Below are 22,873 nucleotides of genomic sequence, written 5' to 3' on the forward strand. Positions count from 1 at the left end.
TTTTATTTTCTAAGAGCATAATGGCAAAATAAAAACCGCCGCAAACAATACACTATGCCCCTTATGGGGATTATAGTAAAACTGTTTAGGGCAGTTTGTAGATACACTCGTCCATATCACGAATTTATATAATCTTTAAACCTGAGATATTATAGCAAAAGAAAATCAAAATGTCAACACTAAAATACAAAAATTATGCATAAAAAGAAACGCAGCTACGAAATAAATCGCAGCCACGCAAAGAAAGGCGATATTATAAATTGGTTCAGCTTTAAATGTCGGGGGATTAATAATAAATTATGGTTTGTAACGGTCAGGAAATTTTTGTCTGTATTATTACAGACTTTATATCCGAAAATAAAAATTTGGTCAACCTTTTTCAAAGGTTGTGGGTGTGGGCAAAGCCCACAATACTTTAGCCTACGCAAAATCCTGATAGCCAAACAGCTTGATGTTTGGCGGCTTTAACACAATGGCGAAAGCCTTATAATTGTGGCAGCAACACAAAAAGCCATTCTTCTTTATTAAAAAATGATACTTTTTTAAGGCTGTCGCCTGTTTTGACAAACCTTGCTTTAGCACACAAACAGCGATGCTGTTTGTGTCTTATAAATTGTAATAGGCACAACTTTTCTTGGGCTTTGCCCAAACCCACGAGCCTTTAAAAAGGCTCGACCTAAATTTTTTGTTATTTATCCGTAGTTTTCTGCTAAACCATAATTTACCCAACTATTTAAAGAACCTATAAATTATACTGACTCAAGTTTAATGCTTTCGCCGTCAGAAGTAATGTTGATTGCTGAAAGCGGAGCGGCACCAGCTTCAATCATTGCATTAGCAATCTTCTCCTCTACCTCTCGTCTGATTGTATTTCTCAAATCTCTTGCACCGCTGCTGCCGTTACAGGATTTCTTTGCAAGGTACTCACAGGCCTTATCATCAAAGGTAAATTTGATATGCTTTTCTTCCATAGTTGGCACATACTCAGAGAGCATAAGGTTCGCAATCTTTACAAAGTCATCTTCTTTAAGTGAATTGAATACAATAATTTCATCAACACGAGCGATAAATTCAGGACGAAGAAACTCAGAAAGTGCCTTCATAACCTTTTCCTTAGAAGCCTCTTCTGCTGACTTGCCAAAGCCGAGAGCATTCTCTTTATTGGCTGAACCTGCATTTGAGGTCATTATAATTACTGTGTTTTCAAAATTAACTGCTCTGCCATGTGCGTCTGTAACCTTGCCTTCGTCAAGAATCTGAAGAAGAATGTTGAGTACATCCGGATGAGCCTTTTCAATTTCATCAAAAAGGAGTACAGAGTAAGGTCTGCGTCTTACCTTTTCAGTTACCTGTCCTGCCTCGTCATAACCAACATATCCCGGAGGGGAACCGATAATCTTAGACACCGAGTGCTTTTCCATAAATTCAGACATATCAAGTCTGATTAAGGTTTCAGGAGTATCAAAAAGCTCCTGACTAAGCACCTTTACAAGCTCTGTTTTACCAACGCCTGTTGGTCCAACAAATATAAATGATGCAGGTCTGCGTCTTGGTGAAATCTGCACTCTGCTACGCTTGATAGCAGATGCAAGTACCTCAACAGCTTCGTCTTGACCGATAATTTTCTTTTTAAGTGCATCTTCAATGCCTGCAAGCTTTGCAAGTTCATTTTCTCTGATTCTTGATGCAGGAATACCTGTCCAAAGCTCAATTACAGTAGCAATATCCTCCTCTGTTACCTTTGCAATAAGAGTATCAGGGTTAATCTTTGCAAGCTCAGAATCAACTCTTGCAAGTGCGGTATTTACATTTGCAAGCTTTTCGTAGTCGATTTCCTCAGCAGTAGAAATTTCTTCTTTCTGTAAGTTAAGCTTCTGCTGTTCATCAATAAGCTTATCATGCTTTTCAAGGTCTTTGTTACGAAGGGCTGCACAAGCACAGCTTTCATCGAGCAAGTCGATTGCCTTATCCGGCAAAAAGCGATCTGTAATATATCTTTCAGAAAGCACAACTGTCTTGCGAACAATTTCATCATCAACAATTACACGATGATGATTTTCATAGTAGCTCTTAACGCCTGCAATAATGTCAATAGACTGAGCAATAGTAGGCTCTCCTACCTTTACAGGCTGAAAACGTCTTTCAAGAGCCGAATCTTTCTCTATGTATTTTCTGTATTCATTGAATGTTGTTGCACCGATAACCTGAACCTCACCTCTTGAAAGAGCAGGCTTTAAGATATTAGCGGCATTCATAGTGCCCTCGTTGTCACCTGTACCGACAAGAGTATGCACCTCATCTATGAATAAAATGATATTTCCGTTTTCCTTAACCTCGGCTACAAGTCCTTTAATACGGCTTTCAAACTGACCTCTGAACTGTGTACCGGCTACAAGAGATGCAAGGTCAAGCAAATGGATTTCTTTATTTTTTAGTCGCTGCGGCACATTGCCGTCTGCAATTCTTAAAGCAAGTCCCTCGGCAATAGCTGTTTTACCTACACCAGGTTCACCGATAAGACAAGGGTTGTTTTTAGTACGGCGAGAAAGAATCTGAATTACACGCTCAATTTCCTTATCTCTGCCAACTATATTGTCGATTTTTCCCTCTCTTGCTTTACGGGTAAGGTCTTCACAATAAAGATTAAGATGCTTTCTGTTTTTGTCTTTTTTCTCTTTCTTTTTCCCGTTTGATTTAGCTGAGCCACCGGCATCGTTTGCATTATCTGCTTTTCCGCCAAAAATATTATTGAAAAAGGCAGGGAAAGTCGGTGCACCGTGAGAGAAATCATCGTCCTCACTGCCAACTTCTTCGCCTAATTCTCCCATACTTTCAGCAAGGTTATCAGCACCAAGCTGTTCCATAAGCTGAGAAAGGTCACCATTTTCGCCCATATTTTTCATAAGAGAATCCATCTGGTCCTGTACATTTTCAAGGTCATCATCAGAAATTCCCATCTTATTTATTAAATCCTCAACCGGCTTTATGCCAAGTTCCTTTGCACATGTAAGGCAGTAGCCCTTTGTGGCATCGTCATTTGGATTGTTTGTTGAAACAAAAACGACAGCCGGTCGTTTTCCGCATCTGCTACAAAGCATAGTCTGCTCCTTTATACATAAAATTTAAGCGGTAAACCGCAGTTTTAACATCTTTTACAAAATTCAATATAAAATTCTGTTACCATATATAATATATCATAACTGAAAATTTTGCAATTCTTTTTTGTCGATTTTTCTAAAATTTTTTCTTTTATAAGATTATTGATTGATTTTTTCTGCTTTTTTTGCTTTATCTTCCTTAATCAAAGCCCTGTAAATCTTTGAATAGCGATAAAGTGCATAAAGCATAACAACCGCTGTAATAGAAAGCAGAATATCGTCAACCAGAATATTTTCGTAATTAATAACTGCCTTCATAAACACTATTATACAAACCGCAAAGTAAAATACTATTGTTGCAAGCTTGCCAAACCATTCCGCCGCCGGTGGTGTAATTCTTCTTTTTAAAAGAGAAACGCCGCCGAGCAGCATAATTACATCTTTTGCAATCAGAATAACAAGAATTGGAATTACATTCGGTGCATAAAACGCCATACAAAACATAACCGAAATTAATGTTATTTTATCGGCAATAGGGTCAAGCAGCTTTCCAAGCTGAGTCACCTGATTTAGTCTTCTTGCAAAAAATCCGTCAAGGCAGTCAGAAAGTCCTGACAAGCCTATGCAAATTGCTGCATACAAATATTTTTCACTTAAAAACAAAATAACAAACGGTACTACAAGCACAAATCTGAAATATGTAAGCAGGTTTGGTACTGTCCATAAATCCGCTTTACTTGTAAGTATTTTTTTGTTTTCGTTATCCATTTTCATTCCCCTTTATTAAATCAGCGTTTGAAAATTGAGAAAGCAATTCCACTTATTCCCTCATTCAGCGTTGCCGGTGAATCTAAATAGCTAAGTATCATAGAAAGCAATCCGAGAATAATAATTGCAATAACCACACCTTCAGCAGCACCGAAAATGCCGCCAAGTACTCTGTTTATTGGACTTATTACAGGCAACTCAAATACTTTATTAACAAGCTTGATTATTAATTTAAAAATTATAACGAGCAATATAAACATTATTATTGCTATAAAAAATGAGAATATACCTGTTACAATCGGCTTTACAAAGCTGTCTGTAAGTTGAATTGCCGATATCTTTGCAGAAGCTGTTGTGCCTACAAAGCAATCTACAAGTCTTTGTTCATCAAAGCCGAAAACATTACAGAAAAACGATACTATAGAAGATACCCAGCCTGGCAAATCACCCAGGGCGGTATTTACTGAAATTTCAGTATTGGCAACTGCGGTATTCAGCTTTGAAATCAAGTCATTTCTTACAAAAGAATCAAATATCCAACCTGCTATAACGCTTGAAAAAACATTAGCAAGTATGCAAGACGCTACAAGAGCAGCTATATTCATAATTGCCTTTGCAAAGCCTCGCACAGCACCGCTGATAATAAATATTATTATAACAGCAAGAAATATTAAGTCAAGTACCATATAATACCTTCTTTATGCGTTATCGTCAGTAGAAACATTTTTTGTTGTTACCGGCTCTGTTGTATTTTGCTCAGTGGCTACCTGTTCACTTGCCACTTGATTTTTACTGAGTTCAACAAATCTTATTTGATTTACACTAAGCACATACGCTGTTGTGTCTGATGAAAGAATAATATTCTTTGAACCGGCACCTGTTTCCGAAGCGTAAATTTTATCGCCTCTTGTATTATAAACATTTGCTATGTTGCCGTCAAGCAAGGCAATTTTATCTTTGTAAATTGAGATAGCGTCTGCTCTACTGTCGGTTTCAATCTTATCTCTTTGTGAACCGTTTGAATCATAATTAAAAACAGTACAGCTTCTGCCGTCACCGCTTCTTGAAAGTGCAACTGCAAAAGTTGATGTATCCATATTAAAGAAATAATTAGAAAGCGTCATGGAATCATATGAGTTGGTAACAATATTCTCATCACCGTTTTTTACTACATATGAAGCGGAATTTCCCACAATGGCAACTCTGTTGTCTGTAAGATATTTTGCGGCAATAATTACATCGCCCTCAATTTTTGAAACCTGCACAGGCTCTTCCTTTGAAAAGTCGAGCAGATATACAGCTGAAACAACCTTACCGTTTTCTGTGGAAATACCACACGCAGCACAGGCTGTGCCGTTGCTGTTAAGTGTAACAGATGTTATATAATATTCAGAAAAAGAATATTTGTAAATTCTGTTGTTATCTTTATTAAATACTAAAAGTGATGAGAGATAGCCGTTGCCCTCTGTAGCTATTGCATATACGCCGTTTGAGGCTATATCGGCTGTGTAAATATCATCGTCAGTATTTGAAGCAAAGAGCTGTTTGTCAAGAGAGTTAATCTCGTAGCCTTTGCCGCCGAGATCATATGTAAGAAACATATTCTTGTTGCTTACAAGAATCGGCTTTGAATATTTAAGCTGTGTGTTAAATATATCACTTCCTGATGAATTTAAAGTGACAAACGAAGTATCTGACGCATAAGCAATGTGACCGTCCGAAAGCACAAAATTATTTGCATTAACCTCTGTACCGGTAATGGTAACAGGATAGCCGTTGCCCGCATTGCCGAGAACATCATATGTCCACCAGTTGGCTATGCTTTCAGGTGAAAGTCTGTCTCTGTTTGCAAAGGCAAACACTACAAGACCTGCCGCAAGCACAATACATACAGAAACAATTATTTTCTTGACCGCCTCAGGTGACATCTCGGTTTTTTCGAGTTCATAATCCTCAAGAGGCATATCCTCATAGCTTATAACATCACGGTCATTTTTCTTTACTTTAGTTTCGGCAAAACGATGACCTTTAGATTTTGTTTTTGTTGTTTTAGAATTGTTTTTAGATTTAGATTTTACAAATTTACCGGAAAACATTTCTGTTCACTCCTTTAGGTAAATAACCCCTTAATCGTAATTAACCCTGTTAAGATACAGGCCACAGGGCTGTGCTGTAGGGCCTGCAAATTTTCTGTCTTTTTTTTCGATTATACCCGCTATTCCGTCAACAGGTATCTTTCCCTGCTGAATCCTTAAAAGCGTGCCAACCATAATTCTTACCATATTGTAAAGGAATCCGTCAGCCTCTACCTTCATTGTCACAAGGTTTCCCTCTCTTGTAACAGAAAAAGCTTTTACTGTTCGCGTCATATCCCCTTTTTCTCTGCTGTCGAGAGTACAAAAAGATGTGAAATCGTGAGTACCGACATAAGCCTGAGCCGCCTTGTTAAGAATTTCTTCATCAAGCTTATATCTGTAGTGAAGTGCATACCCGTCAAGAAACGGATTGCGTACCTCGGTGTTCCATATTTTATAAATGTATTCCTTGCTTGTACAGCTGTACCTTGCGTGAAAATCATCAGGCACTTGCTCACAGTCAAGCACCGCAATGCTCAGCGGAAGCCAACGATTTAACGCAGCCTTTAGCCTTACCGGTGCAATCGGATGTGAGGTTTTCAGACTTATGCAGTACATATTTGCGTGAACTCCGCTGTCTGTACGACTGCAGCCCTTTAAATCAAAATCCTCGCCGATAATTTTTGTCAAGGCATTTTGAAAAGCCTCCTGAACAGTCATAGCATTGTTTTGAATCTGCCAGCCGTGAAACTGCCTGCCGTCATATGAAATTGTAAGCTTAAAATTTCTTAAAGTGCCGCAGGAATCAATATGTTGCATACTACCACTCCGCTGATTATAAGTCCGACTACTACCATTGAAACAACATCTCTCTTAACCATATGAATACTTTTCATTCTTGTTCTGCCCTCACCGCCATGGTAGCAACGGCATTCCATTGCTGTGGCAAGGTCATATGCTCTTCTGAACGAAGAAACAAAAAGCGGCACAAGAATAGGAATAAGTGCCTTGATTCGTGCAAATACATTTCCGCCCTCAAGGTCAGCACCTCTTGCCTTTTGTGCCTGCATAATCTTGTCGGTTTCCTCAAGCAGAGTAGGCACAAATCTCAGTGCAAGCGACATCATCATAGCAATTTCGTGCACAGGAAAATGAATTTTGTTAAGAGGTTTCATCAGTCTTTCTATAGCGTCTGTAAGCTCAGTAGGAGATGTTGTAAATGTAAGTGCCGAGCTTGCAAGAATAAGGCATATAATTCTTACCGTAACAAATACGGAACGGTTAATTCCGTTTACGGTTACTTTGATAATACCCCATTGCCAAATAGGGTCGCCTGTACCATAAAAAAGATTTAAAACAGATGTAACAATAACTATAAAAATAATTATCTTTAAGCTTTTAAAATAAAACTTTACCGGCACTCCGCTGAGTGCGACAATAACCGCTGTAGAAGCTGCCACAACTGCAAGGGCTGCGTAGTTAAAGGTGCAGAACACAAGCACAAGAAAAGCAATGAGCATAATAATTTTTGCTCGTGGGTCAAGCCTGTGAATAAGGCTTTTGGCAGGAAAATACTGACCAAACGCAACATCTCTAACCATTACTTTTCCTCCTTTTTAATAAGAGGAAGAAGGTAATCTACCGCTGCATCAACAGTCAGTATGCCCTGTGGCACATCTACTCCCCTTTTTCTGAGCTGTGACATAATTTTTGTAATCTGCGGAATACGCAGACCGATTTTTTCAAGCTCGTCACCTCTTGCAAAAACCTTTTGAGTTTCGTCAAACATAACAAGCTCTGATTTATTCATAACCACAATCCTGTCTGCCACCCTGGCAATGTCCTCCATACTGTGAGAAACAAGCAGAACCGTGTTCTGTCTTTCCTTATGATAACGGACAATCTGACTGAGAAGTACATCTCTGCCCATTGGGTCAAGTCCTGCTGTAGGCTCGTCAAGTACAAGCACATCGGGATCCATTGCAATAACGCCTGCAATGGCGGCTCTTCTCTTTTCACCGCCCGATAAATCAAACGGTGATTTATCCAAAAGCTCGTCCTTAATTCCCGTAAATCTTGCGGCTCTCCTAACCTCTTTATCAATTTCTTCTTCAGAAAGCCCCTTATTTGTAGGGCCAAAGGCTATATCCTTGTACACTGTTTCCTCAAAAAGCTGATATTCAGGATACTGAAATACCATACCGACCTTAAAACGGATTTTGCGTATTTCCTTTGGCTTGTCCCAAATGTCCACACTGTCAAGCAAAACTTGTCCGCTTGTCGGCTTCATAAGACCGTTAAGCATCTGTACAAGTGTTGACTTTCCTGAGCCTGTGTGACCGATAATTCCTATAAGCTCACCCTTATTTACAGAAAAGCTAACATCATTTACAGCTTTTTTTTCAAAAGGTGTGCCCATACCATAGGTATAACAAATATTTTTAAGCTCAAGGATACTCATTTCAGCACCTCCATAAGCAAATCGACACATTCTTCCGAGTCAAGCGGCATTTTGTCAATTTTCGCACCACAGCCAATAAGTCTATATACAAGCTCTGTAGCCTGCGGTACATCAAGCCTGTGCTTTTTAAGAAGTTCAACCTGAGAAAACACATCGTCAGGCGTACCCTCTGTAAGCACCTTACCGCTGTCCATAACAATGACTCTGTCGGCAAGCACAGCCTCGTCCATATAATGGGTGATAAGTACAATGGTAATGCCTTTTTCATTATTAAGCTTTAAAAGTGTTGACATAACCTCTTCTCTGCCGTTTGGGTCAAGCATTGCAGTTGGTTCGTCAAGCACAATGCAATCAGGCTGCATAGCAAGAATACCGGCTATTGCAACCCTCTGCTTCTGACCGCCCGAAAGCTTGTAGGGTGCGTCCTTACGAAATTCATACATACCCACAGCCTTTAGTGCGTCGTCAACTCTTTTTCTTATTTCAGTTGGCTCAACTCCGAGATTTTCAGGGCCAAATGCCACATCTTCCTCAACAACGCTTGCTACAAGCTGGTTGTCAGGATTTTGCAGTACTAGTCCGACTTTTTTACGAATATCAAGAGTTTTATCCTCATCGGCTGTGTCATCACCGTCAACAAATACCTTACCGCTGTCAGGCACAAGCATTGCATTAAGGTGCTTGGCAACCGTTGATTTTCCGCAGCCGTTATGTCCGAGCAAAGCAACAAACTCACCTTTATTTATTTTCATAGAAACACCGTCAACAGCATTTACTACAGGCTGTTCGTCCTCATCGGACATATAAGAAAAAACTATATTTTCAATAGAGATAAATTTCATCAATTACTTCTCCCAGATAGCTGTTGAGCCGCATGGCAAAACAAGTCCTGTATCGGTTACAGGCAGTCCGATTTCGCTGCTCGAAACCTTTCCGCCAAATTTTGTTTTGAGCAAAACTCCAAGCAGATATTCCATAACAGCAGGCGAAAGTCCTGTTGTGTAAGAATTGAGAATAAAGAAAGCAGGGTCATCAGACATAACCTGTCGGCAAAGCTCAACAAGCGGATAAAGCTGTTCCTCCAGCTTCCATACCTCACCACCCGGACCTCTGCCATATGACGGAGGATCCATAATGATACCGTCATAGCGGTTGCCTCGTCTGATTTCACGCTGAACAAACTTTGCACAATCGTCAACAAGCCACCTTACCGGCTTGTCTGCAATACCGCTCGAAACCGCATTTTCCTTTGCCCACTGTACCATACCCTTTGAAGCGTCAACATGGCATACGCTTGCACCTGCATTCATACATGCAAGAGTTGCACAACCTGTGTAGCCAAAGAGATTGAGTATTTTAAGAGGTCTGCCCTCTTTTTTTATTTTTTCAGAAGCAAAATCCCAATTTACAGCCTGCTCAGGAAAAACACCTGTGTGCTTAAAGCCCATAGGCTTTATGTTAAATGTAAGGCTGCCGTACTTTATGCTCCATTGTGACGGAATTTTTTTGTACTGCTCCCAACTGCCACCGCCTTTATTACTGCGGTGATAGCGTGCATGAGCAGAGTACCAAAGCGGATTTTTCTTTTTGGTTGACCAAATTATTTGCGGGTCGGGACGAATAAGAATAATATTGCCCCAACGCTCAAGTCGCTCTCCGTCAGAAGCGTCAATAAGCTCATAATCCTTCCAATTTTCTGATAAACGCATTATGCCAATCTTTCCCTTACTACCTGTGCTGCTTCCTCTGCCAGAGCCTGAATCTGCTCAAGATTTTCGCCTTCAAGCATTACTCTTACAAGTGGCTCTGTGCCGGAAACGCGAACTAAAATTCTGCCTGTATCACCGAGAATTTCAGTAACACGATTAATTTCTGCCTTAACTTCTTTGTCTGTATAGAACGCAAGCTTGCCTTCGTTGCTAACCTTAACATTGATAAGCACCTGCGGGTAACGCTCCATAACCTTTGCAAGGTCACTGAGCTTTTCGCCTGTACGCTTCATAATTGAAAGCACCATTGCACCCGAAAGCTCACCATCACCGGTTGTTGAGTGGTCAAGGAAAATAATGTGTCCGCTCTGCTCACCGCCAATGTTGTATCCGTTCTGGAGCATTGACTCAAGCACATAGCGGTCGCCAACCTTAGTTGAAATAAAATCAATATCATTAGCTTCGCAGAATTTTGAGAAGCCCATATTTGTCATAACAGTACCTACGGCAGCGTTCTTTTTGAGCTTGCCGTTTTTCTTCATATCATTTGCACAGATTGCAATGAGGAAGTCGCCGTCAACGAGATTGCCATTTTCATCAACAGCAAGACATCTGTCAGCATCACCGTCAAAAGCAAGACCTGCACTAAGCTTATTTTTGCGTACATACTCCTGCAATTTATTTGTGTGAGTTGAACCGCAATCCTTGTTGATGTTAATTCCGTCAGGCTCACCAAAGAGCATATGAACTTTAACACCAAGCTTTGTGAAAAGCTTTTCGGCAGTTCTTGACGAAGAACCGTTTGAGCAATCAAGAGCAACCTCCATACCGCTTAAGTCTTCGCCGACAGCCGCTGCAACATGGTCGATGTAATCATCAACAGCAGACTCAAGAGTTGTAACTGTGCCGATTTCACCGTCTTTAGCTGTAGCATACGGAACAGCGTGGTCAAGAACAATTTCTTCAATTCTGTTTTCAAGGTCATCAGGAAGCTTGTAGCCCTCTGAGCTGAAAATCTTAATGCCGTTAAATTCAAATGGGTTGTGAGATGCAGAAATCATTACACCTGCATCAGCGTTATATTTTTTTACAAGATAAGCAACAGCCGGAGTAGGAACTACACCCAAAAGCTTAACATTTGCACCAACTGAGCAAAGACCTGCAATAAGTGCACCCTCAAGCATATCGCCTGAAAGTCTTGTATCTTTACCGATAAGAATTGTCGGGTGCTTAACCTCGTCATTAACAAGCACCATTGCTGCTGCTCTGCCTATATTCATTGCAAGCTCAGCTGTAAGCTCAACATTTGCTATGCCTCTTGCACCGTCTGTACCAAAAAGTCTGCCCATAATTGTTTTTCCTCCAAAATTTATTATTATGAATTTTTATCAAATAGATTAGGCTGAGTCGGCTTTGCACTTACCATACCCTTTGGAAAATCATATCCAAGATGGGTACAGGCAGCAGCCGTTATACATCTGCCTCTTGGTGTTCTGCTTAAAAAGCCGATTTGAAGTAAATACGGCTCATATACATCTTCAATAGTAACCGCTTCTTCACCGATAGCCGCCGCAAGGGTTTCAACACCCACAGGACCGCCGTTGTAAAAATTGAGTATTGCCTCAAGAAGTCGCCTGTCGTTTCTGTCAAGTCCAAGTTCGTCTATCTCAAGTCTGTCAAGTGCAAGTCTTGCGGTATCGCAAGTGATAATGCCGTCTGACATTACCTGAGCAAAGTCACGCACACGCTTTAAAAGTCTGTTTGCAATTCGTGGTGTTCCTCGTGAACGAGATGCTATTTCAAGTGCTCCGTCAGGTTCAATTTCTATACCGAGGATTCCCGCACTTCTTGTAACAATAGTTGCAAGCTCCTCAGGTGTATAAAGCTCAAGTCGCAAAATTACACCAAAGCGGTCACGCAATGGTGCGGTAAGCTGTCCTGCTCTCGTGGTAGCACCCACAAGAGTGAATTTTGGCAACGGCAAATGATAAGACGCCGCCATTTGTCCCTTACCTGTAATAATATCTATTGAAAAGTCCTCCATTGACGGATAGAGAATTTCCTCTACCGAACGGCTTAAACGATGAATTTCATCTATAAAAAGCACATCGCCCTCATTAAGGTTTGTAAGCAATGCGGCAAGGTCGCCGGGCTTTTCAATAGCAGGGCCCGAAGTGATTCTCAGTGACACTCCAAGCTCATTTGCAATAATTCCTGCAAGTGTGGTTTTACCAAGACCCGGAGGGCCATATAAAAGCACATGGTCAAGCGACTCTCCTCTAAGCTTTGCGGCTTCAATAAAAACCTTAAGATTTTCCTTTGCGGTTTCCTGTCCTATATACTCGGAAAGAGTTTTAGGTCGCAAAGGATTATCGCTCTCAATGTTATCCTCAGGAATTTCCGATGTATCAAGTATTCTGTTTTCAAAGTCAAATTCATCCGAAAACTCAGGCTTGCTCATTTATCATTTTCTTCCCATCTGTTTTAATGTCATAGCTATAAGCTGTTCTACCGGCAAGCTTGCGTCAAAACTTGCAAGAACAGGCGAAACATCTGCCGGTGTGTAACCGAGTACTCCAAGTGCCTCAATAGCCTTTGGAATATTTCCGCTGACTGCCTGTGGCATCTGCACCGCACCCGACTGCGGCTGTTCCGATTTTGCCAGCTTGTCCTTAAGCTCAAGTATAATACGCTGGGCAATTTTTTTACCAATGCCCTGTGCTCTTGTAATTGTTTTTATATCGTCGGTAGCTATTGCCATTGCAACCTGCTCTGCCGTAAGTTCAGACAATATAGAAAGACCTGCCTTAGGGCCGACTCCGCTTACACTAATCAGCGTCTTAAAGGTTGCAAGCTCGTTTTGCGTTGCAAAGCCAAATAAATCTACTGCGTCTTCACGCACATTAAGGTAAGTATAAAGTGTTACCTCTGTGTTTAGTTTTAATGTTCTGAGGGTGTTTGATGTAGTCTGACAAAGATATCCCACACCGCCGCATTCAACTACTGCGGTCGAACTTTCTGTATGTATAAGCTTTCCTCTTACGGAATATATCATCAGTCTATCCCCTTTCAAACATTGATCTTCTGAGTGCAGAGCCTGCCGCCTGTGCATGACAGATTGCTATTGCAAGTGCGTCTGCGGTATCGTCCGGCTTTGGCACTTCTTTAAGGTGCAAAAGTCTGCGTGTCATTTCCATTACCTGTGGCTTTTTTGCTTTGCCATAGCCTGTAACAGCGGTTTTTACTTGCAGTGGTGTATATTCGTAAATCGGAATTTTCAGCTTTTGTGCCGCAAGCAAAATAACTCCCCTTGCCTCTGCAACCATAATTGCTGTTTTCTGATTATTCTGAAAATACAGTTTTTCAATCGCAAGGGCATCAGGACGGGAACGGTTGAGTACATTAAAAATTTCATCATAAATATACTCAAGTCTTAGATTAAAATCCATTCCTGCCTGAGTTTCAACCGCACCAAAGCCAAGTGCCTTATAGGTGTTTGATTTAAAACTGATTGCACCCCAACCAACTATTGCATATCCGGGGTCAATCCCGAAAATTACCAAGGCACTACCTCCAAAAATCATAGTATCGGCATTTTAGCCTATACTATCGCATAATAATTAGCATTATATCACAAAACAATCTATTTATCAATAAAAATGCTCCTTTATTTAAAAAATACTAATTATTTTTCTTCCTGTTTTTCTATTTCAATTTCCTTTCCGCAATAATCAAGCACAAGCTTACTTCCGTTTACAGTATAATTAAAGCTGTAGCTCTGCTTAAACTCTTGATTGAATATAATAAAACAGCTTTCATCAATAGCGTAAAGACCGTTTATTGTTATCTCATCTTCACCCGATTTTAAAGTTAATTTTGCTGTATTATCATTAAACTCAAGACTTACCTCAGCACCACCCTTTAGCTCACCATGCCACTTTTCGCTTGTAAGCTCATAGCTTTGACCCGATGTATCTGCCGTACATGAGCAGAAAGTAAGGCAAATCACACATAAAACAAATACAAATAGTTTTTTCATAAGCACTTCTCCTCTCCTACAAAATATATTACAAAAAATATTTTTATATGACAGCCTTACAATTTTGATATTTTTCTTGAAAAGCATTATCTGTTTATGCTATAGTATATTTATATGCACATAAAAACATGGAGGGATAACTTTGCAGTACGAATATACCGAGCCACAAAAGATTTTTGAAGAAAACGGAGAGGTAATGTGTGCCGGCTGGGCAAAAAAGCCTTGTTTTATTTATAACAACGAACAAAGCCGTCAGGCAAAGCATATAAAAGAAAGTGTAAGCTACTTTTTAAGCACAGGTGAGGTTTCACTTTTTATAGGTATGGAAAACTCCGGACTTGACTTTTACATAAAGATTGCACTTGCAAATCTGAAAAACGGAAATGTTATTTCTGATTACGCTTATAAAAAACAGCTTCTCGGCAAAACCGAATTGCTTGAAAATAAGGAAAACGGACAGATTGTATTTTCTGACAAGCGTATTGAATTTGCAATAGTAAAAGTTAAAAATGAACGCACTATCAAGTGCAACTTCTTTGACTTTGGCGACAAGGCAGATTTAAGCTTTGAATTTAATATTGACAGCAAAAGCGGTGATATTCTTGAGCAGGTAGCACCTTTTGAGCGTGACAGAAAATACTTTTATTACAAACGCTTTATGCCTGTATTCAGTGCAACCGGCTCTATAAAGGTAGGTAAATCAGAATACAACCTCAAGCCTGAAAACAGCTCTGTTTACATTGACTCTACCAGTTATTCAAAGCCAAGATTACACAGCTATCAGCGACTTTCCGCCGACTATATGCGAGGTGACAACCGCTTTTCACTCTGCCTTGCCAGCAGAATCGGCGACAACCGCAACGGCAGTGAGAACAGCTTTTTCCTTAATGGCGAGATGAACAAGCTTTATAAAATTGAGGTTAAAAACAATGACGGCAGAATTGACCGTCCGTGGTATTTCAAGGGCGGAATTGAAGCAGTTGACATAACATTTAAACCAAACAAAATTAACGATAAGGCAATGGTAACTCAGATGGGCAACACTTCTGTAACCTTTGGCGTCTTATTTGGCAAACTTAAGCGTTATGATTATGATGCACCGCTTGTACTCGACAATATTCCTGCACATATGGTATTCAGCGAATTTTAATACATCTAAGCAACACAAAACACCCCTGACCGTATTTATACATACAATCAGGGGTGTTGATTTTTTATCTTATGTTTTTCTTATTATCTTCAGACTCGTCCTTTGTAAACCTTGCAAAAATTGCAATAGTTGTAAGGAAAGATACAAGCAGGTAAATAAGAATGGAAAGAATTGCACCAAGACTCATTGCAACACCTGCAATAGCAAGAATAGATACAATGCCTGCCACACAGCATAAAAGCGAAACTATGTTTTTCATATTTCTTTCTCTGTCAAAAAGGCAGAAGAAAAATCCGACAACAGGAATAATAATCAAAATAGGTGTGTACATTACATAATTTAAAAACGCACCGCCAAGCTCACCGTTTGCACTGCCGCCGATAAATGACATCAAGTCAAGTACAGAGTAAGAAAAAAACTTTCCGTCTGAGGTTGCACCCTGTATATAAGGCATTGAGCATAATAAAACTAATATAGCATAAAAAATACATTGTGCAATTCTAAAGCGTTTTCTTGTTTTGTTTTCGGGAATTTTAAGCATTTATATCCTCCAGAATATTGAGTATTCAAAACACAAAATAACGAATATCTCAAATTATTGTTATAAAAATAATTATAACACATAATTTTCAGTTGCACAATAGACAATTTTGTGATATACTTAAATCAGTTTTGTACAAAGTTCTACAAAACAGAACTGAAAGGAGCATTTTTATGAGCTATATTAACGAATCAGTAATTTACAATATATATCCTCTTGGCTGGTGTGGAGCACCAAAACATAATGACGGACAGCTTGTTTACCGACTCGACAAAATCTACGATTGGATTCCTCATTTCAAAAAAATGAGCATTAACTGCATCATTTTCAACCCGCTTTTTGAAAGCAGTTACCATGGTTATGATACCATTGACTACAAAAAGGTTGACTGCCGTCTTGGTGATAATGAATCCTTTAAAAAGATTTGCAAAACCTTGCACGAAAACGGTATTAAAATTATGCTTGACGGTGTATTTAACCATGTTGGCAGAGATTTCTTTGCATTTAAAGATGTACAGCAGAATTTACAAAATTCACAGTATTGCGGTTGGTTCCAAAACCTTGGCTTCTGGGGCTCAAGTCCAAAGGGCGATCCGTTCACCTACGAAGGTTGGGCAGGTCATTATGACCTTGTAAAGCTTAATTTACAAAATCAGGATGTAGTAAACTATCTGCTCGGTGCTGCTGAATTTTGGATTGATGAATTTGACATTGACGGACTTCGTCTTGACGCTGCCGATGTTATTGACATTGAATTTTTCAAAAAATTAAGACACACCTGCAAGTCCAAAAAGCCTGATTTTTGGCTTTATGGCGAGCTTACACACGGTGATTACAACCGTTGGGCAAACAGTGAAACTCTTGATTCTGCCACAAACTATGAGTGTTACAAGGGTATTTACTCAAGCCACAACGACCACAACTATTTTGAAATTGCACATTCTCTTAACCGTCAGTTTGCAAACGGCGGTATCTACAGAAATATTTACACCTACAACTTTGTTGATAACCACGATGTAAACAGAGTTGCAAGCTCATTAAAGGATAAAAATCACCTTAATAATGTTTACACTCTTATGTACACAATGCCGGGCGTACCGTCAATTTACTACGGAAGTGAATACGGCATTGAGGGTATGAGAACCAATCACAGCGACTATGAGCTTCGCCCTTGTCTTGACCTTGACAACATTCCAAACCCTAACTATCAGCTGTTTAACCACATTGTAAAGCTTGGCAAGGTAAGACTTGCACTTGAGGCTTTAAAGTACGGTGACTTTGCAAATGTAAAGATTATGAATGAAAAGCTTGTTTATAAGAGATGGACAGACAATCAGACTGTTTTTGTTGCATTTAACCTTACAGACCATGATGAGTGGATTGACTTTGACACAGGCTGCAACGCAAAACTTACAGATGTTTTAAATGACAATGAGGTAATTGATGTAAACGGCTACTACAAGCTTGAAATGAAACCGTATTCTTCAAGAATCCTTGTTGTAAATGACGGCAGCTTTAAGGTGGATTTCTCTGATAATTCTGCAAATGAAATTACAAAGCCTGCCGAAAAAGCAGAAACAGTTGAACCTGAAACAGAGGAGGAGAATTTTTACATCGAGGTAAAGCCCGGCAGATACAGACATTTCAAGGGCAACGAATACGAGGTAATAGGCACTGCTCTCCACAGCGAAACAGGCGAAAAGCTCGTGGTTTACAAGGCTCTCTACGATGACGGCGGACTCTGGGTAAGACCTTACGATATGTTTAAGGAAATAATCGAAAAGGACGGCAAAAGGATACAGAGATTTACACCGATTGACTGAATTTTGTAAAAAGTATAAGGCAGCAGCTCAATTATGAGTTACTGCCTTATTTTTACTGTTTTTTTGTTCTCAAGGTTCACACCGAATTTTCTGCACATAATCCATAATCTGATTTAATGAACTGTAATCTACAAAATCAACCTTTGAATTATATGTATCAATCATCGCCCTTACCTCAGCTGTTTTCTTATCTTCGGGGAGATTTTTTGCCTTGTTATATAAGAGAGTCATCATTGTTCTGTGTTTAAAATTCAATTTTTCATAGTCAATACCGCCCCTTAAATGAAAAACGGCAGTGTTTTTCAGGATATTCTCAGGCACTTGTCTGCTTATGGATTTACTTATGCTGTCAGTGTTTTCCTTATCGGTCACATCAGCCAATCCAACCGTAACAATAACAAGCCTTTGATTACCGTTCAATGCCTTTATAGTATTTTTCAGTCCTTTTACACCTCCGGCATATAAGCCGCCAAAGTGTATTATCAGGTCATACTCTGATAAATTTTTAATATCCTTATAGTTGACAACCGGTATCTTAGTCATTTCCGAGAATTTTTCTGCATACCTTTTTGTTGTACCGTAATGACTGCCATAAATAATCACGCTGTTCATACTATTTTCCCCCACAAAAATCCAAATAATTCTTTACAATACTTTCTAAAAGGACAGCCGTATGACTGCCCTTTTATTTAAACCGTCACTTCAGTTCAACAATGGTTACGCCGTCCTCGCCCTCTCCGAATACGCCGAGTCGGTAGCTTTTTACTGCCTTGTGTGTTCTGAGGAAAGACGAAATCTCCCGTCTTAACACACCCGTACCCTTACCGTGGATAATAGTCAGCTGATTTATATTCATCAGTACGGCATTGTCGATTGCCTTGTCAACAATCATAACTGCGTCAAAGGCAGTTTCACCACGAACATCTACCTCTGTTGTCGGTCTGACATCAAGCGTGCTGTGGACATTTCTCTTTGCTGAATACTGCGGTGGCTGCTGCTTTTTCTCTTTTATAAGTCTTAGATTATCAATGTTTACTCTTGTTTTGATAATTCCTGCCTGCACAAGCACCATTCCGTCCTTTGTTGGTGGTGCGAGTACGGTTGCGTTTTTATCAATATCAAAAATAAGCACGCTGTCGCCCACCTTGAGCGGTCTTGGCAGCTTATATTTTTCACCCTCTGACTGCTTTTTAACTACAGGGTCGGCATTGGTTTCCATTGTATTGAGACTCTTTTTAAGCTTTGCACGAGCCTCGGCAGACATATCCTTAGCTTTTCGTGCCTTATCAAGTTCTTCCACCAAAGCGTCAGCCTGTGCCCTTGTCCTTGAAATAATTCGTTGTGCCTCCTGCTTTGCTCTCTCAATTTCACGCTCTGCATTCTCCTTGGCTCTGCGAATTTCATTTTCAGCCTTCTGCTTTTCTGTGTTAGCCTTTGCGGTAAGGCGGTTTGCATTTTCAATCTGCTTTTCAAGGCTTTGTCTGCGTTTTTCAAGAGTACCTACAACATCTTCAAACTGTCGGCTTTCGCTTGAAACAAGCTCCTTTGCCCTCTCAACAATTTCATCGTCCATACCCAGTCTTTTGGAAATTGCAAAGGCATTACTTTTGCCGGGCACACCAATCAAAAGTCTGTAGGTTGGTCGCAAAGTTGTAACATCAAATTCACAACAAGCATTTTCCACACCCTCTGTACGCAAAGCGTATTCCTTTAATTCGGCATAGTGGGTTGTACTTGCAATTTTTGCGTGCTTATCTCTTATTTTTTCAAGAATGGCAATAGCAAGTGCCGCACCCTCTACAGGGTCTGTACCTGCACCAAGCTCATCTATCAGCACAAGTGAACCTGCGTTTGCAAGCTTAATAATCTGAATTATATTTGTCATATGTGCCGAAAATGTAGAAAGCGACTGCTCAATACTCTGCTCATCGCCAATATCAACAAGTACCCTGCGGAATACCGAAAGCTCGCTGTTGTCGGCACACGGCACAAGAAGTCCACACATAGCCATAAGTGTGAGAAGTCCGAGTGTTTTTAGCGTAACAGTTTTACCGCCTGTGTTCGGACCTGTGATCACAAGTGTATCAAAACTCTTTCCGAGAACTATATCAACAGGCACAACCTTGTCTTTGTCAATTATAGGATGCCTTGCCTGCTTTAAATCAACAATTCCCCTATCGTTCATAATCGGCATTGACGCTCTCATATTATATGCAAGATTTGCCTTTGCAAATACAAAATTAAGAATTGCAAGATTTTTGTAGCTTGCTATAATTGCATCTGCAAAATCACCTGCATTTGCGGAAAGCTCAAACAAAATTCTCTCGATTTCGTCCTCTTCCTTTGAGCGTAAAAGCTTAATATCATTATTCGCCTGCACAACGCCCATAGGCTCAATAAATACCGTAGCACCGCTTGCCGATGTATCGTGCACAAGACCGGGCACATTACCCCTGCATTCACTTCTTACAGGCACAACATATCTGCCGTCACGCTGAGTAACAATAGCGTCCTGCAAATACTTTAAATATTGTGTGCTGTGAATAATCTTGTCAAGCACTTCCCTTGCCTTTGATGAGGCAGTACGAATTTTTCTTCTGATGTCGGCAAGAGTTGAGCTTGCTTTATCTGAAATCTCGTCCTCGCTGATTATAGCGTTTGTAATTTTCTCTTCGAGAAATTTATTAGACACAAGACCGCTGAAATAGCCGTCAAGTGAAGTTTCTGTTGATGCAAACTTAGAATGCCATTCCTTAACAGAACGGATAATTCTGAGGGTTTCGGCAATCTGTAAAAGTTCACCTGTTGAAAGGCAACCGCCTGCCTCTGCCCTACGCAAAGCGTTAGCACAATTTTTTGCACCGCCAAATGACGGTGTACCGTATTTTCCGCTTAAAACAACTGCATCATCGGTTTGTTTAAGCGTTTTTTTAACCTTTTCAAGTTCAAATTGCGGCTCAAGCGACAATGCCATTTCTTTTGCATCGTCAATACTTGTCTGAGCCGCAAGCATATTCAAAATCTTGTCAAGTTCAAGTGTTTTGTAATGTCTGTTCATATTATCATACCTAAAAATTTAACTGATTGTTTTATAAAAAGTAAGTGTTGAAAAATCCTTTTCAAACATATATTTTAAATAATTTTCGCTTGCCTCATTAAGCATATCAAGATCGCCTTCGGGCAGTGCAAAAGAAAAAAGCTTGTCATCATCTGCATAAATTGTATGTCTTAAAGCTGTCAGCGATGACGGATTGAGCAAAATTTTCATTTCACCGTTTTCATGGTGGCACCCTTCACATTCTATAGCACCGCTTCTCGGCAAAAACAGCATATTGTTGCATGAATATTCACCGCATACTCTGCACATTCTGAGATCCGGCATATATCCCGCAAGGCTTGCAAGTCGCATTTCAAGGCAAGGCTTTATAAGCTTTGCAGAGCGTTTATTTTCCGACAAAAGATATAGCGAATTTAAAATCAATCTTAAAAATTCCTCAGAATTTTGTTCACGAGGACAAATTGTAATTGCAAGTTCACAAAAATACTGTGCAAGGCAGGTTTTCACAACATCTCCTCTGAGTTTTGAGAAAATTCTCTCAGGAATAGCATCACCGATTATGTAGCTCTCCCGACCTTTATACACGGTAAGTCGGGAGTATGTGAGTAACGAAGTAGCCGCACACTTTTGATTTTTAATATTTTTTGCACCACGAACAAAGGCCTTGATAATGCCGTTTGTAGCAGTAAGAGCGTGAACAAGCTTGTCCTGTTCACCTATATTTTGCTCTTTCACTATCAGCCCCATCGTCTGGAATTTCATCGGTTTCCTCCCTGAGAATTGTATCTGCACCCAAATCTTTGGTATCCTGAATACTTTTATACCTTAAATAATCGAGCACATTGCCTGTTGTAAAAAATGCGTTCCACATATACCATTCATCCATAAAAACACCTCCGATTGTAGTGTTTCACAAATGAACGAATTTATATTATGGAAATTATTACAACTGACTGTTTTTCATATTTTTCTCATAAAAAACAATAGTCATATTGTCATGCAATTGTTCTTCTCTGCCTGTTTTTGAATATCCGAGTTTTTCATACAAATAGCATAATTTTTTCTCTTGCTTTATTGTATCAAGCGTAAAGTGACTGATATATTTATAAGTTTCTTCAATGCACTTCACAGCAAGTTGAGCATAACCGCAATTTTGAAATTGCGGAAGTATAAACAAAGGTGAAATTCGTCTTGTATTATCGTCAATTTCAACTATTCGTACAGCACCGATTTTTTCATCATCATTCATAATAAAATAATATTTCGTAAACGGCTGCCGAAATTTATTTTGTATTACTTCCACCGTTTCACAAGCAGGGTTCGTATCATAATCACGATACCTTGTTAAAATATCATCGAATGCCGATTTCTGCATATTGCAAATTTCTCGGCAATCTTCAAAATTTGCCGATTTTATATAAATACTCATCAATCAAAATTACTCTCGTCAAAGCCAAAGTTCTGCAAAAGCTGAGCACGGTTTCTCCAGTCCTCTTTTACTTTTATCCACACCTGCAAAAATACCTTGCAGTCAAAAAATCTTTCCATATCCTGCCTTGCAAAGGTGCTGATTTTTTTGAGCATTGCACCGTTTTTGCCGATAAGAATACGCTTATGCGACTCTTTTTCGCAGAAAATTGTAGCGTCAATGTCAAGTATGCCGTTCTCCCTTGTTTTCATCTTTTCAATAACAACGGCTGTACCGTGCGGAATTTCGGCATTGCAAAGTCTTAAAATTTTCTCTCTGATAATTTCAGAGGCAATAACTCTTTCAGGTTGGTCTGTAAGAGTATCGTCTTCAAAGAAATGACCGCCCTCGCTTGCCTGATTTTTGAGTTCCTCAAGCAATTCGTTCATACCGTTGCCGTCACTTGCGCTGACAGGTACAATAGCCTCAAAATCATAGAGTTTGCTATACTCAAGAATTTGTTTCATAAGTATTTCTTTATCCTTAATCATATCAATTTTATTGATAACAAGGATTGCAGGCATACCGAGAGCCTTAAATTTATCAATAAAATCAAGTTCAGTCTGCACAGGGCTTTTGTCTGCCTCAACAACGAGCATACAGCAATCAACACCGCCTACCGATTCGTTTACAGAACGAACCATATATTTGCCGAGTGAATTTTTCGGCTTGTGCATACCCGG

General features: G+C 39.7%; 23 protein-coding genes and 1 riboswitch. Of the genes, 2 read left to right on the top strand and 21 right to left on the bottom strand.

Features of this window, described 5'->3' with window-relative positions:
• Positions 1 to 53 precede the first annotated feature (53 nt).
• A riboswitch (purine riboswitch) is annotated at positions 54 to 152 on the bottom strand.
• A 597-nt stretch (positions 153 to 749) separates the two neighbouring features.
• The 14 genes from ACJMMI_RS01075 to ACJMMI_RS01140 all read right to left on the bottom strand — a co-directional run bounded on the left by ACJMMI_RS01075 (position 750) and on the right by ACJMMI_RS01140 (position 14,150).
• Positions 750 to 3,098 (bottom strand): AAA family ATPase, encoded by a 2,349-nt coding sequence (locus ACJMMI_RS01075; protein WP_405352710.1) that lies wholly within the window; start codon positions 3,096 to 3,098, stop codon positions 750 to 752.
• Positions 3,099 to 3,257: 159 nt separating this feature from the next.
• Positions 3,258 to 3,866: a CDP-alcohol phosphatidyltransferase family protein gene (locus ACJMMI_RS01080; protein WP_405352711.1), complete on the bottom strand. Its 609-nt coding sequence runs from the start codon at positions 3,864 to 3,866 to the stop codon at positions 3,258 to 3,260.
• Between the two features lie 20 nt (positions 3,867 to 3,886).
• A complete protein-coding gene (locus tag ACJMMI_RS01085) occupies positions 3,887 to 4,552 on the bottom strand; it encodes a CvpA family protein (protein ID WP_405352712.1) in 666 nt (221 codons plus the stop codon).
• A gap of 12 nt (positions 4,553 to 4,564) precedes the next feature.
• Positions 4,565 to 5,962, bottom strand: a complete 1,398-nt coding sequence (locus ACJMMI_RS01090) for a DUF5711 family protein (protein ID WP_405352714.1) — start codon at positions 5,960 to 5,962, stop codon at positions 4,565 to 4,567.
• A 30-nt stretch (positions 5,963 to 5,992) separates the two neighbouring features.
• Positions 5,993 to 6,760: a tRNA pseudouridine(38-40) synthase TruA gene (gene truA / locus ACJMMI_RS01095; protein ID WP_405352716.1), complete on the bottom strand. Its 768-nt coding sequence runs from the start codon at positions 6,758 to 6,760 to the stop codon at positions 5,993 to 5,995.
• Positions 6,730 to 7,542 carry an energy-coupling factor transporter transmembrane component T family protein gene (locus ACJMMI_RS01100; protein WP_405352717.1) on the bottom strand — a complete coding sequence of 271 codons (813 nt, stop codon included), beginning with the start codon at positions 7,540 to 7,542 and terminating at the stop codon, positions 6,730 to 6,732. The genes truA and ACJMMI_RS01100 overlap by 31 nt, the downstream gene beginning before the upstream one ends.
• A complete protein-coding gene (locus ACJMMI_RS01105; RefSeq protein WP_405352719.1) occupies positions 7,542 to 8,402 on the bottom strand; it encodes an energy-coupling factor transporter ATPase in 861 nt (286 codons plus the stop codon). The genes ACJMMI_RS01100 and ACJMMI_RS01105 overlap by 1 nt, the downstream gene beginning before the upstream one ends.
• Positions 8,399 to 9,244 (bottom strand): energy-coupling factor transporter ATPase, encoded by an 846-nt coding sequence (locus ACJMMI_RS01110; protein WP_405352721.1) that lies wholly within the window; start codon positions 9,242 to 9,244, stop codon positions 8,399 to 8,401. Before ACJMMI_RS01110 ends, ACJMMI_RS01105 begins: the two co-directional genes overlap by 4 nt.
• A 3-nt stretch (positions 9,245 to 9,247) precedes the next feature.
• Positions 9,248 to 10,111, bottom strand: coding sequence for a class I SAM-dependent methyltransferase (locus tag ACJMMI_RS01115; RefSeq protein ID WP_405352723.1), 864 nt, complete (start codon positions 10,109 to 10,111; stop codon positions 9,248 to 9,250).
• Positions 10,111 to 11,460: a phosphoglucosamine mutase gene (gene glmM / locus ACJMMI_RS01120; RefSeq protein WP_405352725.1), complete on the bottom strand. Its 1,350-nt coding sequence runs from the start codon at positions 11,458 to 11,460 to the stop codon at positions 10,111 to 10,113. Before glmM ends, ACJMMI_RS01115 begins: the two co-directional genes overlap by 1 nt.
• 26 nt (positions 11,461 to 11,486) lie before the next feature.
• Positions 11,487 to 12,572 (bottom strand): Holliday junction branch migration DNA helicase RuvB, encoded by a 1,086-nt coding sequence (ruvB, locus tag ACJMMI_RS01125; protein WP_405352727.1) that lies wholly within the window; start codon positions 12,570 to 12,572, stop codon positions 11,487 to 11,489.
• Positions 12,573 to 12,575: 3 nt separating this feature from the next.
• Positions 12,576 to 13,166, bottom strand: coding sequence for a Holliday junction branch migration protein RuvA (ruvA, locus tag ACJMMI_RS01130; protein WP_405352728.1), 591 nt, complete (start codon positions 13,164 to 13,166; stop codon positions 12,576 to 12,578).
• Between the two features lie 4 nt (positions 13,167 to 13,170).
• Complete coding sequence (gene ruvC / locus ACJMMI_RS01135) at positions 13,171 to 13,674, bottom strand: crossover junction endodeoxyribonuclease RuvC (RefSeq protein WP_405352730.1); 504 nt, start codon at positions 13,672 to 13,674, stop codon at positions 13,171 to 13,173.
• A gap of 122 nt (positions 13,675 to 13,796) precedes the next feature.
• On the bottom strand, positions 13,797 to 14,150 hold the full coding sequence (locus ACJMMI_RS01140; RefSeq protein ID WP_405352732.1) for a hypothetical protein: 354 nt from the start codon (positions 14,148 to 14,150) through the stop codon (positions 13,797 to 13,799).
• 142 nt (positions 14,151 to 14,292) lie between these two features.
• On the opposite strand from ACJMMI_RS01140, the gene ACJMMI_RS01145 reads away from it, so the two are divergent.
• Positions 14,293 to 15,300: a DUF2804 family protein gene (locus ACJMMI_RS01145; RefSeq protein ID WP_405352733.1), complete on the top strand. Its 1,008-nt coding sequence runs from the start codon at positions 14,293 to 14,295 to the stop codon at positions 15,298 to 15,300.
• 64 nt (positions 15,301 to 15,364) lie between these two features.
• Here ACJMMI_RS01145 and ACJMMI_RS01150 read toward each other — a convergent pair whose 3' ends face one another.
• Positions 15,365 to 15,841, bottom strand: coding sequence for a hypothetical protein (locus ACJMMI_RS01150; RefSeq protein WP_405352735.1), 477 nt, complete (start codon positions 15,839 to 15,841; stop codon positions 15,365 to 15,367).
• A 173-nt stretch (positions 15,842 to 16,014) separates the two neighbouring features.
• Between ACJMMI_RS01150 and ACJMMI_RS01155 the strand changes: the two genes are divergently transcribed.
• Positions 16,015 to 17,664 carry a DUF1653 domain-containing protein gene (locus tag ACJMMI_RS01155; RefSeq protein WP_405352736.1) on the top strand — a complete coding sequence of 550 codons (1,650 nt, stop codon included), beginning with the start codon at positions 16,015 to 16,017 and terminating at the stop codon, positions 17,662 to 17,664.
• Positions 17,665 to 17,733: 69 nt separating this feature from the next.
• On the opposite strand, the gene ACJMMI_RS01160 is transcribed toward ACJMMI_RS01155, so the two are convergent.
• The 6 genes from ACJMMI_RS01160 to era form a co-directional block, all read right to left on the bottom strand.
• On the bottom strand, positions 17,734 to 18,276 hold the full coding sequence (locus ACJMMI_RS01160) for a flavodoxin domain-containing protein (protein WP_405352737.1): 543 nt from the start codon (positions 18,274 to 18,276) through the stop codon (positions 17,734 to 17,736).
• Between the two features lie 85 nt (positions 18,277 to 18,361).
• Positions 18,362 to 20,722: an endonuclease MutS2 gene (locus ACJMMI_RS01165; RefSeq protein WP_405352739.1), complete on the bottom strand. Its 2,361-nt coding sequence runs from the start codon at positions 20,720 to 20,722 to the stop codon at positions 18,362 to 18,364.
• A gap of 18 nt (positions 20,723 to 20,740) precedes the next feature.
• Positions 20,741 to 21,484 carry a DNA repair protein RecO gene (recO, locus tag ACJMMI_RS01170; protein WP_405352740.1) on the bottom strand — a complete coding sequence of 248 codons (744 nt, stop codon included), beginning with the start codon at positions 21,482 to 21,484 and terminating at the stop codon, positions 20,741 to 20,743.
• Positions 21,435 to 21,608, bottom strand: a complete 174-nt coding sequence (locus ACJMMI_RS01175; RefSeq protein ID WP_022235354.1) for a hypothetical protein — start codon at positions 21,606 to 21,608, stop codon at positions 21,435 to 21,437. Before ACJMMI_RS01175 ends, recO begins: the two co-directional genes overlap by 50 nt.
• 57 nt (positions 21,609 to 21,665) lie before the next feature.
• Positions 21,666 to 22,151 (bottom strand): GNAT family N-acetyltransferase, encoded by a 486-nt coding sequence (locus ACJMMI_RS01180; RefSeq protein WP_405352744.1) that lies wholly within the window; start codon positions 22,149 to 22,151, stop codon positions 21,666 to 21,668.
• The coding region (gene era / locus ACJMMI_RS01185) for a GTPase Era (RefSeq protein ID WP_405352742.1) at positions 22,151 to 22,873 on the bottom strand (723 nt) is incomplete at its 5' end. The genes ACJMMI_RS01180 and era, both read right to left, overlap by 1 nt.

Origin of the sequence: Ruminococcus sp. (genome assembly GCF_045129435.1) — a bacterium.
In the GTDB taxonomy this organism is placed as follows: domain Bacteria; phylum Bacillota; class Clostridia; order Oscillospirales; family Acutalibacteraceae; genus Ruminococcoides.